The organism is Maribellus sp. CM-23 (assembly GCF_021354595.1).
Taxonomy (GTDB): Bacteria; Bacteroidota; Bacteroidia; order Bacteroidales; family Prolixibacteraceae; genus Draconibacterium.
In genome coordinates this window covers 459,602-474,772 of record NZ_JADWYJ010000003.1, presented here as the reverse complement: position 1 = coordinate 474,772, position 15,171 = coordinate 459,602, and the positions used below count along the sequence as shown (strand labels likewise).

Sequence of the window (15,171 nt, the reverse complement as noted above, 5' to 3'; positions counted from 1 at the left end):
TATCAAAGCTTTGTTTCTCATTCAAATCATGGGAATTGAATTGTGCCTCACAACTAACTCTCAATTCTCTAGATTAGCCAATTTTTGTTTGATTTTAAATAGAGAATTTTACAGACCTTTTTCTAGGCAAAATCAATTTTCCATGCAGACAGCTATGGGGGGTATTAGTAGGACTGTTGGTGATTGTTCAAAATAAAAAAATATTTTTTGTCTTATAAATCAACTAAACAGGATTTCTGTAAGCATTTAAAATCGATTTTCGTTTTCCCTGCCCTTTAGGCTCGGGGTAATGTAGGGGACTACTACTCAGAGCGAAAAATAAAAAATAAAATTTTTTATTTAGTTCATCTTCTTTTTAATCCGTCAAGCCAAGTATTCTCTTAAATCTTTCTTTTTTCAATATTGGCTTAAAAACTACATATTTTCTTGCTTTGTATTTAAGAGAATAGTCTTCTTTAAAGCTGTGAGCCAATGATGAAAAAGCATTATTTTCATCTTCAATCAAACAATATGCTCCGGCTTTTACAATTTCAGGTGTACTGTTAAGATTTATAAGCTTTTCTTTAACCTTATCAGCCTTAAGTGAATTTTTCCAATGTTTTGTGGCGATATAGTAATTAATCAATAGATATGGCTGTGTATAATTTGATGCTTTTAATTTTTTTTCTAAATAATGGTATGCATCTTCATAGTTACCTTTTAAAAGTAGAATGTATGAGTGTTGAACAATATTATCAACATGAAATGGTTCTTTTTCTAACTGTTTCAGAGATAATTCCAAGGCTTCATCATATTTTCCAGAACTTTCTAACAAGGTTATTTCATGATCCATATTATCTTTTAATTCGGCATCAAATATCTCCTTTGCCTTGTCTAATTCATCTTTAAAAATATATAATGCAAAAAGATTTTCATTGATGTCGTAACTTTTTTTCTTTACAGATTCTAAAAGTGAAATCGCATCATCCAGTTTGTCGAATTTTTTTAATAAATATTCAGCCTTTACATTAAGATAATGATCATCAATAGTATAATGCTCTTCAATAAATTTAAAACGTTCTTCCAATTTTTCAAGATCATTATTTTTTGCATATTGTTCTAACAATGTTAATTCAAGTGATTTTATGGTAGAAATCGCATTTGATTTTTTAATTGAATTTGTTAGATATTTGTATATCTCACTATTTGACTTTTTTTCAAGATTTTTCAATTTGATATTGTTCAGAATATAAGTTTCATGTTCAATATTTTGCTTCCCCAACTCTTCAAGAGTAGTTGCATATTCTAAAATAAGATCATCTTCATTATTAAATTTCTCTTTAATGTATTTGAATTTCAAGTTCCATGCAGGATTTCTAATTGATGGATCAAGTGCTAGACATTCATTGACGCAGTCTCCAATATATTGAAGATTATATTTTGAAGAGTTTTTATCATAGTGGAAATTGTAATGAGAAAAAATTAGCCTTGCTTTCTCCCACACTAAATCTGCTGTTTTATTAATTTTTATTGCTTCTTCAATAATATCTAATTTCTCTTCGAAGGAAGATTTTAGTTGAAAGACTTTTTTATAATAACTACTTTTTTGGGGATCTAGTTTGATAAGTTTCTCATAACATTCAACAGCTTCTAGATTCTTATTTAATCGTATTAAGCATGAACCCTTATATTCCAATAAATCTTTATAAAAACGACTGTCTATCTTGACGCCGACAAGTCGTTCCTCAATCATTTCAAGTGCTTTGTTATATCTTCTTGTGTATAATTCCTTTTGTAGTGACAACAAATATTTTTCCTCATCATCATTTAATTTTTCATTATCTGATAGCTTGAATCCAAATTCTTCATTTTCCTTTTCGTCATCTAACTCAGACATATATTCAATAAATTTTCCAACTATGTTTTGATCCTTTGTGTCCCTGAGTTTATGAAAATCTTCTTTGATATATGTGCATGAGGTATTTTTAAGATGTGGATTAGTAATTATCTTGGTGATTAGATTTTCTGTTTTCTCATTCAGAAAAAAACTATCTATAGGAATATCATTTTTATTTAATTTGCTATTTAACTCTGCCATTAACTCATCGAATCCTTCTATTTGGACATAATAAACTCTGTCTTTCCATAATAACTTTCTTAAATCTTCGCTTATTTCACTATCCGCTCTTAGACACCAATAAATTCCATGTTTGAAATAGTCTTCATTTTTTAGTAAATAAGATAAAATATCCATAATTGACCTATCATTACCACCATATCCAATAACGATTAAGCCATAGTCTTTCGCAAATTCAATAAATTTATTCTTAATATTATCTTCAAGAGACTCTGTTTCTCTGAGAGTGCTTTTTATATCATCAAACAGGTAGTCTCCATGAAGTTTAATTATTTTGGGTCTTTTGGATGTTATCGTAATGCTGTTTATTGAGGAATCATGCGCACATAAAAGTGGTCTCTCAGTAGAGTATTGGTAAAAAGCTTCATTTAAAAGATCATCAAAATTAGTTGTGAACAGGGTTTTAAAATAATTATTTTCAACAAGTTTGATTAAATATGAATATCCTATCGAAGGTAGCTTGTCTCTGACTTCTTGTTCTACAAACATTCGACGTTGACGGGGCAGATCATATTTTTTCTCAAATAATGCAGAGTATGGATTGCGACTATCATACCACATTTGGTTACTAAGAAACTTGTTAGCTTCTATTTCTGTGTATTCTTCTTCGCTTTGTTCCGTTTCTTGAAGGAAGATGTCCTTTTTCCATTGGCTGATTAGAGTGTTTGCAGACCTTATGTCAGAAGTAATAGAACATCCAGCACCTAAAAGTAGACTATAATTAGGATTATGATCATTTCTTGTTTTTATAAAACGGATCAAATCTCTTATTTTTCGTTCCTTATTCCTAAGTTCAGTTTGAAGGTCTTTAAATGTTCCCATTAGATTGTCAGTTATTAAATGATATTGTTAAATGAAGAGGTTGAGTAATTGTTAAAAGAAGGCAATTTATAAATTATTCCAATAATTTGAAAATAAAATAACTCCGTAATATTTAATTCATTACGGAGTCTGCAAAATTTATGTAACAAAGATTATTTTTTGCCTAATTATCGTGTAACAGGATGTTGTTTTTCCGTCAATTTTCGGAGTCGTTTTCTTTACTTCAAACCATTGTTCTAAATCAGTTGCTTTTGCTGTTTTTATTCTATTGTACGTAAGTTTTAGATTTAGCAAATTGTAAGCGTCCTGCAATAACTCTTTCCATTCTTTTGCAGTTTTTCTTGTACCTACACCAACTCCATTAGTTTTTAAAAATTCAACAATCTTACTATCCGTCGAAGTATCAGTAGATTCTGAAAGTATTGCATTTCGAATATTAGTAACACGATATTTGAGTGATTCTACACGCTCAACACCTAGCTTCTCATATGCTTCTTTTATTAGTGGTTTTTCCTGCTCTATTTTGATGATTCGTTCGTCAATATTGCCAAGAAAAAACTTTGGAATTTTACTTTTTAGTTTGGCATATTCGATAAACATATCTTTAAATGAAATTCGGGCTTTCGGATTTGATACCAACTTGTCTGAGTAAATTATTTCTTGTGTTTCAGTAACATTAAAACCGTACTTCGAATATTCATCTGATAGTGTAACTCGTGAACTGTAAAGCTGTTTCGTTATCTTAAAATTTACAATATCCAGTTTAATTAAGTTCTCATCTAAGCTGAGTTTGTCATCTTGTTTAAATATGTACATTTCATTTAATCCTGATTTGTTGCCTTTTTCTATTAATTGTATGGTCTTTCTTCTGTTGGTTTCGCCCATATTATTGAGTTCATTCAGTCATTCTTTTGTCTCTTGAATTTGTTTTTCTGAATGTGCTTTAAATTCTTCCAGAGAGATATAATTCTTGTATCTGGTTTCTGAATAAATGTGATGTACCTCGGTTTTGTATTTTGAGTTTCGGATTCTGCCACATATTTGAACAACAAGCGTAGAGATATCAAGTAAAGTGTGTGATTTATTTTTATCGCTTACAATGTAAGTTCTACCGTTTTCATCGTAAAGATCGACACCTTCAAAACAGGTAGCAGTATAGAAATTAATCGGTTTGACTTCATCCAAAGATGAAGCAATTTTGTAGTTGTCTCCCAACTTCTTCTGGTTGGTCTTTCTCCCTCTCCCCAGGATCTTATTGTCCGAACAGATTATTCTAACTTGTTCCGGTAGTAATCCCGCTTTTTGTATAGCATCTGAAATAAATTCAACACTATTTACAAAGAAATGAAGGTTGCCAAACATCTTACCATCTATAGCCATATAAATTAACTCACAAACTTTATTAATTGGTCGATCTGTTATAATTGGCTTAATATCTACAATGGCGGTATTGCTCCATGCTATTTCTTTTACAGGTAAATCGTTTAATTCTTCCAATATAAATTCTTCTTCAATCGGGGTTGCTGTCATATATATAACCTGTTCGAACTTTCGACTATGGCTCAACACCTTTTTTACAGCTTCATTCCTGAAAGCATAACTATTAAAAAGGATGTGCCACTCATCGACAAGTAAATGGAAATCTTTATAAGGATTAAAGCCCTGTTCTTCTAGTAGTTCAATAAGATATTCCAGTTTGTCATAAGTTACCGCTATCTTTTTTATCTGTTGGGTATGTAAATAATCTATGATTTCATCCTCTGTAACACCTTGATAAATGCCAAGCAAGTTATCGTGCTGTTCTTCCTTGTTTTTAATCACATTCACATAAGGCATTGCAATAATTGTATCTAATTTGTTTTTTATGGCAATCGTAGTGCCACCACAACCAGTTCTACCTTTGTCGAATAGACAATTAACTGGTAATTCCGTCATAAAATCAGCTAAATAGGCTGCTGTCTTTGGAGCTTGTATTATTTCTTTCTCCATAAATAAAAATTAAAGGTTAAACACTTAATTGATCTAGTAATTTTGATGGACGCATTTTTTCCCACTTTTACTTTTTAGAGGTTTTTCCCATTTCGGAATTCAAAAATCCGTCTTCACTATCTGATTGTTTTTCGAGAATTCGGGGAGTAATTGTTCCTGAGTTGGTTTCTACGAGGGACAAAAATTTTCATTACTGAAATTTCAGCACAAAATGCAACCTGTCAGAAATTTTGACAGCTTAACAGTTATGAACAAAAAATTAACCGATAAAATGTAACTGAGTCGTGAATCCTTGTAGACGTGATAAATGATTCAAAATCAATGGCATTACTCCCGAATGATTTATGCTACAAAGATAGTTCACCTGCGGGACAAAAAATAACCTCAATATAAAATTTGTGGCATTAGATCTGTTTGTTATCAAGCGTTTAGTAATTTATTGCGATTAGTAGAACACAGCTTGTAATCTAATCTGTTTAGTCATGAACATGATAAAAAATAATGTGTATAGTCTTTTAACTTAATGATATGGTATAGTGTTTGCGGCAAAAATCATTGTTGTCAGGGAGAAGAAATGCTCCGTTTTCAAATTGGCGATAAGCGTTCATTGAATTTTGGACTGACCTGTGTGGAGAAGAGTAAGTCGAGAACCAAAAAACAAACGGGACACCGACACATATTGTGAGTTTTGCCAAAGGTCAGTTACAGCATAATATAGTCTTAAGGAGCAAATTAGATAATTAATGTTTACATTTTTAAAGACTATTATTATGAAAGATAATGTTATTACGATTAATCAGGAATTGTTTGATGATTTATATGCAGCTAATCAAGAATTAGCAAAACTTAGAGTGCAGCTTAAACAGATTGAAACTAAAAAGGCTGATAGAGCTGAAAGTTACAAGCGAGTACGCAAAATAAATCCAGATGAAAAAAAATTTGGAGCAATTATGCGAGCTGCCAACAGAAGTCTTAAGTCTCAAGTTTATAAAGATCCACAGACTTTAAAGCAACTGATCAAACTGAAAATTAAAGATATTGAGGAGTATATGTTCTATGCGATCCTGAAGAATAGAGTGAGTGCAGTTGTAGGAATGGAAGATTTTGTAAATTTTTGCGAGGAACACGAATTGAACAAGAATGCCGTAGCTCAACATGTTGTGATTTGTGGTGAGAAGAAGACGAACGAAGTTTTCAAATATGGATTAGGATCGGTTTTTAAGCCTGAAAAACTTGATTTAATGAATGTTGAAGTTTTCACGGATGAAGAACTGAACTTGGAGCAGTATAAGCCAAAAAAACATCAATAAGAATCGGATAATTAATTTAATCAGAGAGTGTCCAATTGGGCACTCTCTTTTTTTACCACCAAGATTTGAAAAAGGTCACTTTTATTTTTCACTGATTTCTTCAATTTTTGGGTTCCTTTTGAAATGCCTCTCTATAATAAACTAACTTATCGTTTTCATCTTTCTTTGAATAATATTTATCTTTTACAAGGATTGGCACTTTTGCACTAAAAAGCACCTTGTCATAAATTTCGTAATTGCTTAATTTTTTAATCCATTCATTCGAATCGGGTGAAGCAATTGCTAATGGTCCTTTCTTTTTAACAACTGGATTTTCTGAGTCTGTGAGTATTACAACTTTATATGTCCCATTTTCTTCAAGTACCCATGGAGTATATCTATTCTCAATGGTTCTAGTTTCGGATGCTCCCGGATAACAAACTTCAATTTCAAGATAGTTGGTTATTCCAAAAACAGGGTCTCCCATTATAGTTTCCCCACCAAACTTACTTACCAATGGATATGATTCAAAATAAGCAACATCCTTTATTCTGGGCTTATCTGAATTCTGACAGCCTAAAAAAAATATAAAACCCAAGACATAAATTAAGTATTTCATCTTTTTATTGTTGTATTTAAATTAGTTAGCTTGTTTAAAATAAAATCACCGGGTAAATGAGCATCCACAGTTAGGATTCATTCCATAACTTCCATATCAAGGACAACGTTTTTTTACCAGAAGATTTACCTGCTCTCATCGTTGTGAACCAAATAAAATAGCCTATTCTTACTGAAATTAGCGCACGAATAATTCCATTCATAATTATCTGATTAAGTTGTTAATAGATGTATTTATTATTGGGACACTAAGTGTTTATATATATGTTCTTATTCCAAAAAACCTTTAAACTTTAGAACATCGTTTGTTTCCATGAGTACAATTTCCGCTTTAAATTTCCATGTTTCGCTTACCAAGAAATGTGTTATGGTTACAGCTGCCGTTCCTCTATCGCTGTCATAAGTATTGAAGTATTCCCATGTGAACTTTATCTCAACTCCGGGATAGGTAGTTTTCGTTTCCGGGATCTCCCTTTTCTTAAATGAATGAACACCTCCATAAGATTGAGAGTCAAAGGCTCTCCATTGATTTGCGAAGCATAAAGAACCGTTAGTGCATTTATAAAATGATAGTGCTACATCTCCCTTTAATGCCAGTTGATCGTAATTTTCACCGTTGATTTCGTAATTCGTTACCTTGTAAGTTAGATCGATGTCCTGCCCTGAAACATTTGTAAGTACGATAAGTAAAAGGGTAAAGGTCGAAATTATAGATTTCAGTTTTTTCGGACTGCCCTTACAATATTTTTTCATTTGGGTTAATTTAATAGGGTTCTTAATCTTCGCGAATCATTGTCAATTTTCTCTTTTATTTGATTGAGGCAATTTGTTACACATTCAATGTTTGACATTCTTACCGCATTTGTTTTGTTATATCCTCTCCACAATGCGACGGTTTTTTCAACATGAGAAAAAGCATTGTACCTACCTACCGTATTCCCTGATAAATCACACAGCTCAACTTCAACTTCAAGCGTGGTTATTCCTTTACTTGCATTCATGCCAAATAAGTATGGAGTAAATAAGAAACACCAGCCAATTAGAAAGTTACCGGTCTTGAATTTAGAATAACTTTCCCCGGTTCTTATGTTGAACCTTGCATATCCTTTCTTTTGCCCAATATTATTTGTAATGTTTTCAATTACATCCTTTTCAAAGATTGTGATTACATCTTGAATCCTTTCATCTGCATAGGATGTTGAAGTAGTGGTACTGTACCCCGAGTTTAATGTTTTATCTGTTTTTTCTATATAATAGCTGTTATAAGCACCAGAGGTAGAAGAAACTGTACTGCCTCTGGAGTAAATATTTTCCAGATTGTAAGTATTGTACTGAGGTTGTAAAGCAGGTAGTTTGTTTGAGACTTGTCCTTTCGGACTTAGATCACTGTAGTAAATGCTTTTACAGCTAATAACTAAAGCAAAGAGAGCGAAAATTAAAAGACTTCTTTTCATAATAATGTGTTTGCCCTAACCGCTCCCTCATTAGGCGTAAAAAATGAAAAGCGTGGGAACTGAATGCCTATCCAGTCCCGAGGTATCGCCAAACACCCACAACACAAAAATAGACAACAGTCCCACGCCCATATAAAATGAGCGTGAGCGCTATTGCTATTATTCTTGTGCTGTTTCTAAAATTGGCGATTTTCGAGACTAAGAATAATGCCTTACGCTTACGTTATAATCAATAAATTGCTGACGTTTCAGCCGTTACAAATTTATCAATTATAATAATGCAAGCAATATTTTGTCAAGTGTTTAAATCAAATGTTTCATAGCCTCATTAAACTGTTTGTTTTCAAAGCTATCTAGATAAATCTGAGTTGTTGAAAGTGCGGAATGCCCCAGTGCTTCACTGATTAAAGCAATGCTTACACCTGAGTTTTTCAGAACTGTTGCAAAGCTATGACGGGCTACATAGGTCGATAAATTGGTGGTAATTTTGCATAGTTCTGCAATCCGTTTTAATCCTTTCCCAGTGCGGCCTAACACTTTATGTATTCTGTTTCGCTTTTGTTGTGCTGTTTTATGTATTCGTTTGTCAAGTATTGGAAAAATATGTCCGGTTTGTGGCGTTGCAATAGAGTATTTTTCAATGATTTTAATTGTATCAGGAATCAATAAGACATTGATTTTCTTACCTGTTTTTTGCCTTATGTATTGCATTTGATTTCCACTAATATTATCAGGTTGGAGGTTTGCTATGTCAGTGAAATTGATTCCGCTACACAAGTAACTGAAAATGAAAATATCCCTTGCAAGCTGAACAGATTCTTTTTCTTTACTCAGATTGACTTTAATAATTTTCTGGATTTCAGCTTTTGTAATAGCTCGTTTACTCGTTTTTGTATTGAATTTACTTATTTTAAATTCGTTAAAAGGATAGTTAATCTTATAGGCAGCTTTCTCTTCAATGGCTTTATTATAAGCACTTCTTAAAGTTCGCAATCTTAAACTCATTGAAGTTTCTTTGTTCTTGTTGGCTCTCATCCAATTTTCGAATCGATTGAGCCAGTTAACATCAATATCAGCAAATGTAAAATTCAGATTTCCTTTAGAGAAAGCTTTAACAGTATTCAAAGCATCTTTGTAAACTCTCCTATTGCCAACCTTTCCAGAGCTTCCAAATTCGCTTATTAGTTTATTAAAGAACTCTCCTACTTTAACTTCTTTTACTTGATTGCTGCTACCGTTTAAAAGTTTGTTGAGAGTAAAATTTTGATTGTCTGCGCCATAGTTTAACACTTGTTTTTGTAACTCAGTTACCTTGTTTAGAATAATTTGCTGAATGTACTCACCATCAGGACAAGTGGGCTTTGGACGGTTCTTTTTAAAGTCCCAGTGATTTTGGTTTACAGAGATACCCAGACTTTTGTATTTCCGTTTACCATTCTTGTTTACTTGCAACATTAACGGATTCTCGCCATTAGCAAGGGTTTTTGACTTAAAACATACGACTGAAATTGAAGCATTCATGATGTAAAATGGTTTACATCTTGGTTTACATTGCTCCGTTAAACCTGTGTATAAAAGAAAAATCAGCTAATCACATAAAATGTAACTAACTGATTTTAAGTACCCCGGACGGGATTCGAACCCATGACCTACTGCTTAGAAGGCAGTTGCTCTATCCAACTGAGCTACCGAGGCAGCCTTATTTTGCGCTGCAAAAGTATAAATCAAATTTCAAACTCCAAATTCAAAACTCCAAATAAATCAGAAAATTCAAAATTTGTCGTTTTAATGTTCACTTTTTGCCGCTTCTTCTCTGCTACAACAGGTGAATTCCGCTGTTTTTGCAGATTTCAATCATTTCATCGGGCCAAATGCTCGACTGAATTTCACCAATGTGCGCCTTTCTTAAAAAGAACATACACAACCTCGACTGGCCAATGCCACCGCCAATGGTTAACGGCAATTCGTCGTTTAGCAACATTTTGTGCCAAAGCAGCTCTTTCCGCTCTTCCTGCCCGCTAATCCTGAGTTGCTCCAGCAAAGTGCGTTTGTCGACCCTTATTCCCATCGAAGAAATTTCGAACGAACGTTGCAACACATCGTTCCATAAAATAATGTCGCCATTTAGTCCTTTGTAACCGTTTACAGTAGGCGTACTCCAGTCGTCGTAATCGGGTGCACGGCCATCGTGGGCTTCACCGTTTGGCATTTCGCTGCCAATCCCGATCACAAAAATAGCCCCGTGTTTCTTCGATTCTTCGTTTTCACGCTCGCGGGGAGTCAACCCCGGGTATTTTTTAGCCAGTTCTTCGGCATGTACAAAAGTGATTTCCTCCGGAAGTTGGGGGTCCAAATCCAAATAATTCTCGGTAATAAAATACTCTGTGCGTACCAATACCGAATAAATTTTACGAACAATGTATTTCAGAAAATCCAGGTTTCGCTCTTCTGCTGTAATTACGCGCTCCCAGTCCCACTGATCCACATAAAGCGAGTGAATATTGGTAAGTTCTTCATCCGGACGTATCGCGTTCATATCGGTGTAAATCCCAAAACCATCCTGAAACTGAAGATCGGCCAAGGCCAGTCTTTTCCATTTGGCCAGCGACTGCACAATCTCAGCCATTTCATCGCCCAACTCCTTTATCGGGAACGAAACCGGCCTTTCAATTCCATTCAAATCATCGTTAATACCTGTTCCCTTTTTTACAAAAAGTGGCGCAGTAATTCTTCGCAGGCGCAACTCCGAAGAAAGATTCAACTGAAAGAAATCTTTCAATTGCTTGATTGCCTGCTCAGTCTGATTTACATCCAGTACGGATTTGTAGTTTTTTGGTATGTATAAATTCATGTTGTTTAAAATAGCTGTTTTCTACTGTATAAAACCTGACTTCGCGGCTGGCATTTGGCAAACCGCTTTTCATTTTTCTAAAACACGCTTGTTTTATTTTATAACTTTTTCGTCAGTTTGAACACAAAAATATAATTCTACTTTTACTTTTAAGAATAGATTTCAAAATTCATTCAAAGTAAAAAAAAGAAGTTTGCCTGCATCAGCATTAACCTGCAGAATATTTCAAACGAATTAAGTTGTTAGAATTTGTTTTCTACGCAGTTACAAAATTTAGCCACGAACTATTTTCTTCATACTCTTGCACTACCTGCGTTTCGTTTTTCATTGAAAAAACGGTCAGTAATCCAGCAATTTCCTGCTGAAGCATGCTGATTCCACCTTCGGCCAGGTCTTTCCGGAAACCATTTCCCATTAACTCAACAACCTGATTGAGGGAGATAATCCGCCCCACAATTTTTCCCAAATCAACGAGATTACGTTGCGGCATCTGGAAATTGATATTGAAATTGGTTTGCTCTTTAATAAACCCGGCCGCTTTGCTGGTCAGGTCAAAACCTTTCAGGAACTGAAACAGGTTGTTTTCTTTGGCACGTTTCATAAGCTTTACAAGGCCTTCAGAAATTTGTGCATAAAGGATATCGTTCGAGCCTTCAAAAATCTGAAACGGGCGGCTGTCGGTAATGCCTCGCCCCGCAATGTGGGTTAGCTTGTAAGCTTTTGCGCCCACCAGCTGCACCAACGACTGTGCTGCTTCCTGCATTAAATCGGTTACCACACTTTTAACTGCGTTGGCCTCCAACCCGTGAGGCACCAGATCCACTTCAATCCCTGCTTTCTTGCTGCTGTTGGCACACATGGCCGAACAAATGGTATAACTGGCCTGCAGCTTTGACAAACGCTCCTGTACCTGGTCGTACGAAAACAAGCTCTTCCCTCCTACCAACCGTTGCTTACAATGCACAATGGCTTCGTCGAGCATACGCTTAATAAAGCCCATAGCCATTCCAGGAAACTGCATTCGGCTACGGTGCAGCAAATCCAGCATCATTTTTACCCCCGTAGAATGAGGTTCCAGCTTTTGTACCGAAGGCACCTTTACATCAATATGGTTTCGGCCGTACGGAATCATGTAAAGGCCAAGATTTTCGAAATATTCTTCCACCTTAATGCTTTGGTTCGGAGCACTTACATCGCAAATAAAAAAGTCGATATCGCGCTGCAAATTACCCGAATCGGCCTGTTGCCGTGCGGTTAACAGCCAAAAATCGGCCTGGCCGGTTAATCCTGCCCAGTGTTTTTTCCCTTTAATATGAAACCTGCTCTCTTTTTCGGTATAAAATGTTTGCATGTTCAGTGCGTCGCTGCCATAATCGGGTTCGGTGATCATTAAACCACCCATATTTTGTTTTTCAAGAAAACGTTTGAAAACGGGAGCTTTAGCCTCTTCTTTCGCATATTTTGCCACCGGCTGTAGAAACAAAGCCGAATTAATTCCAAATGTTAAGGAAAGCGGCAACGATTCGTAGGAAGCCGCAGCCAGCAAGGCAATGTTTTCGTGCATCAGTCCGCCGCGTCCGCCATATTCTTTCGGAATCCCTACCGACAACGGATTAGCCGACATAATTTCCTGAAGAGCTTCAGCCGGAAGCCCTCTGTTTACACTTAATTCATTGATATCATTTTTCTCGTGAAATACGCTTTTCATTTTTGATTTAAGCGTGTCCAAAAAATCTGACAATGAGGGAATTCTGTTCTCCGTCTCCACGGCGTCTGCAACTATTTCTGAATTCATAAAATCACTAATAAGTTGGTTATCAATTTTTTCATTCTCGTAGTAACGAGATGTTATTTTTTTACAGATAGTCAAACAGTTAAAAAACCCGAATGTTTCACCATTCAGGTAAAAAAGATATTAAACTCCGCATAGATAAGGACTTAACTAAATTTAATTAAGCATTTTTAAGGAATGCGGGTTCTCACAAAAACCGTCTTTGTAAATCAGAATAAAGCGGATAATGTAATAATCCACTATTTTTGTGCAAAAGTTGAATTTGGCGCCTTTCAGTAAAAATATTCCGCGTTTATACCTCATTAAAATTTCGAAGTGGTTTAACATGGTTATGCCGGTGGTGGTTTTGTTTTACACCGACAACGGCATGGGCATGCACGAGATTTTTGTGCTGAAAGCCATTTACTCGGTGGCCATTGTTGCCATGGAAATTCCTTCGGGCTGGATGGCCGATGTTTGGGGACGAAAAAAAACACTGATTCTTGGAAGTATACTCGGAAGCGCCGGGTTTCTGGTGTACAGTTTCTCGTACGGTTTCTGGGCCTTTGTAATCGCCGAAATTATTTTGGGCATCGGGCATTCCTTTGTGTCGGGTGCCGACTCTGCCCTGTTGTACGATAGTTTGAAAGCCGACAATAAAACCGATAAATACGTTCGGGAAGAAGGCCGCATTACTTCGGTGGGCAATTTTGCCGAAGCCATTGCCGGTGTGGTTGGAGGATTTTTAGCAGCCATTAGCTTACGCTCGCCGTTTTATTTTCAGTTTGGAGTGGCCGCCATTGCCATTCCGGCTGCCCTAACTTTAATTGAACCGCGTATACATTCGAAAGAGCACATTCATTCGATGAAAAAACTGGTTGGCAACATCCGCAGCATGTTTGTTTCCAATCCCGATCTGCGTATTTCCATCCTGTTATCGTCGGTAACCGGAACCGCAACACTTACTTTTGCGTGGTTTGTTCAGCCATTTTTCAAAGCTATTGATCTGCCCGTTGAAATGTTTGGAATATTCTGGACAGCGCTCAACCTAACGGTAGGGGTTTCGTCGGTTTTTGCCTATAAAGTAGAACTGTTTTTGGGTAGGAAATGGTCGATTTTGCTAGTGATTGTACTGCTGGCTGCTGGCTATGTTTTTGCCGGAATTACGATTTCCTACTGGGGGCTTGCTTTTTTGTTCCTGTTTTACCTGGTTCGGGGAATTGCCACGCCAATTTTCAAAAATTACATCAACCAGTACACCGAAAGCGAAGTGCGGGCCACCATGCTTTCAGTGCGAAATTTTGTGATCCGGATTGCTTTTGCCGCAATCGGCCCCTTACTGGGATGGATCACCGATAACATCAGCCTTGATGCGGCACTTTTCCTCTCCGGAATTATCTACCTGATCAGTTCGCTTCTAATTGTTCTCCCCTGGTTAAAACAGCGATCAGAAAAAGAATTGGACTAAAGCTCCAGCTTCAGCCCGTCGTAAGCCAGAAACACGTTCCCGGGTAACTCTTTTTCAATCTCGCGGTATTTTCCAAGACCATGGCTGATGTGGGTCAGGTAAGCTTTTTCGGGTTGCACTTTTTCAATCACAGCCAACGCTTCTTCCAGGTTAAAATGCGAAATATGCTTTTCTTTCCGCAGCGTGTTAATGATCAGTATTTTGGTCCCTTCAAGCTTTGCCATTTCTTCTTCCAGAACTGAGTTGGCGTCTGTGATGTAAGTCAAATCGCCAATCCGGTAACCATAAACCGGCAGTTTATGATGAAAACAACGAATTGGAATTATTTCAACATCATCAACAACGAAGGGAAAACCATTTACATCCTTCAGGTGCATCTTTGGGATTCCCGGGTATTTAAACTCAGCAAAAACATAGCTAAAAATACGGCGGATCGCTTCCTGTACCCGCTCCTCGGCATAAATCTCCATCGGATGACGCTGGATCCAGTTGTACGACCGGATGTCGTCGAGCCCAAAAATATGGTCCACATGCTCGTGTGTTAATAAAATGGCCCGAAGCGTTCCCACCCTTTCGCGCAACATCTGCTGCCGGAAATCAGGCCCGGCATCAATCACCAGGTTTTGCCCGTTTATGTTCAGCAATAACGAAGAGCGCAATCGCTTATCATGCGGATCATCCGAACGGCACACATCGCAGTCGCACGCTACTACCGGCACTCCCTGCGAAGTTCCGGTACCCAGAAAAGTGGCGGTTATTTTATTGTTTTTGATGGAAGTCATATCGCAAAATT

The 15,171-nt window shown here is 36.2% G+C and carries 12 protein-coding genes and 1 tRNA gene; 2 read left to right on the top strand and 11 right to left on the bottom strand.

Going from position 1 to position 15,171, the window contains the following annotated elements; translation table 11 throughout:
- Window positions 1–355 precede the first annotated feature (355 nt).
- The 3 genes from INQ51_RS12885 to INQ51_RS12875 all read right to left on the bottom strand — a co-directional run bounded on the left by INQ51_RS12885 (window position 356) and on the right by INQ51_RS12875 (window position 4,927).
- Complete coding sequence (locus INQ51_RS12885) at window positions 356–2,938, bottom strand: SIR2 family protein (protein ID WP_233378377.1); 2,583 nt, start codon at window positions 2,936–2,938, stop codon at window positions 356–358.
- Window positions 2,939–3,076: 138 nt separating this feature from the next.
- Window positions 3,077–3,823, bottom strand: coding sequence for a hypothetical protein (locus INQ51_RS12880; RefSeq protein ID WP_233378376.1), 747 nt, complete (start codon window positions 3,821–3,823; stop codon window positions 3,077–3,079).
- 18 nt (window positions 3,824–3,841) lie between these two features.
- Window positions 3,842–4,927: a hypothetical protein gene (locus INQ51_RS12875; protein ID WP_233378375.1), complete on the bottom strand. Its 1,086-nt coding sequence runs from the start codon at window positions 4,925–4,927 to the stop codon at window positions 3,842–3,844.
- Window positions 4,928–5,697: 770 nt separating this feature from the next.
- On the opposite strand from INQ51_RS12875, the gene INQ51_RS12870 reads away from it, so the two are divergent.
- Window positions 5,698–6,237 carry a hypothetical protein gene (locus INQ51_RS12870; RefSeq protein WP_233378374.1) on the top strand — a complete coding sequence of 180 codons (540 nt, stop codon included), beginning with the start codon at window positions 5,698–5,700 and terminating at the stop codon, window positions 6,235–6,237.
- 100 nt (window positions 6,238–6,337) lie between these two features.
- On the opposite strand, the gene INQ51_RS12865 is transcribed toward INQ51_RS12870, so the two are convergent.
- The 7 genes from INQ51_RS12865 to INQ51_RS12835 all read right to left on the bottom strand — a co-directional run bounded on the left by INQ51_RS12865 (window position 6,338) and on the right by INQ51_RS12835 (window position 12,847).
- Window positions 6,338–6,835, bottom strand: coding sequence for a hypothetical protein (locus tag INQ51_RS12865; protein ID WP_233378373.1), 498 nt, complete (start codon window positions 6,833–6,835; stop codon window positions 6,338–6,340).
- A 269-nt stretch (window positions 6,836–7,104) separates the two neighbouring features.
- Window positions 7,105–7,587, bottom strand: coding sequence for a hypothetical protein (locus INQ51_RS12860; RefSeq protein ID WP_233378372.1), 483 nt, complete (start codon window positions 7,585–7,587; stop codon window positions 7,105–7,107).
- A gap of 5 nt (window positions 7,588–7,592) precedes the next feature.
- Window positions 7,593–8,288 (bottom strand): hypothetical protein, encoded by a 696-nt coding sequence (locus INQ51_RS12855; protein WP_233378371.1) that lies wholly within the window; start codon window positions 8,286–8,288, stop codon window positions 7,593–7,595.
- Window positions 8,289–8,591: 303 nt separating this feature from the next.
- Window positions 8,592–9,809: a site-specific integrase gene (locus tag INQ51_RS12850; RefSeq protein ID WP_233378370.1), complete on the bottom strand. Its 1,218-nt coding sequence runs from the start codon at window positions 9,807–9,809 to the stop codon at window positions 8,592–8,594.
- 100 nt (window positions 9,810–9,909) lie between these two features.
- Window positions 9,910–9,983 (bottom strand) — tRNA-Arg (locus tag INQ51_RS12845).
- Between the two features lie 121 nt (window positions 9,984–10,104).
- Complete coding sequence (asnA, locus tag INQ51_RS12840; RefSeq protein WP_233378369.1) at window positions 10,105–11,139, bottom strand: aspartate--ammonia ligase; 1,035 nt, start codon at window positions 11,137–11,139, stop codon at window positions 10,105–10,107.
- 256 nt (window positions 11,140–11,395) lie between these two features.
- Entirely contained in the window at window positions 11,396–12,847 is a 1,452-nt protein-coding gene (locus INQ51_RS12835) for an acyl-CoA dehydrogenase family protein (RefSeq protein WP_233378368.1), read from the bottom strand.
- 331 nt (window positions 12,848–13,178) lie between these two features.
- Here INQ51_RS12835 and INQ51_RS12830 point away from each other — a divergent pair, with 331 nt between their 5' ends.
- Window positions 13,179–14,378, top strand: coding sequence for an MFS transporter (locus tag INQ51_RS12830; RefSeq protein ID WP_233378367.1), 1,200 nt, complete (start codon window positions 13,179–13,181; stop codon window positions 14,376–14,378).
- Here the strand turns inward: INQ51_RS12830 and INQ51_RS12825 are convergent.
- Window positions 14,375–15,160: an MBL fold metallo-hydrolase gene (locus INQ51_RS12825; RefSeq protein ID WP_233378366.1), complete on the bottom strand. Its 786-nt coding sequence runs from the start codon at window positions 15,158–15,160 to the stop codon at window positions 14,375–14,377. The genes INQ51_RS12830 and INQ51_RS12825 overlap by 4 nt on opposite strands.
- Between the last annotated feature and the right edge of the window lie 11 nt (window positions 15,161–15,171).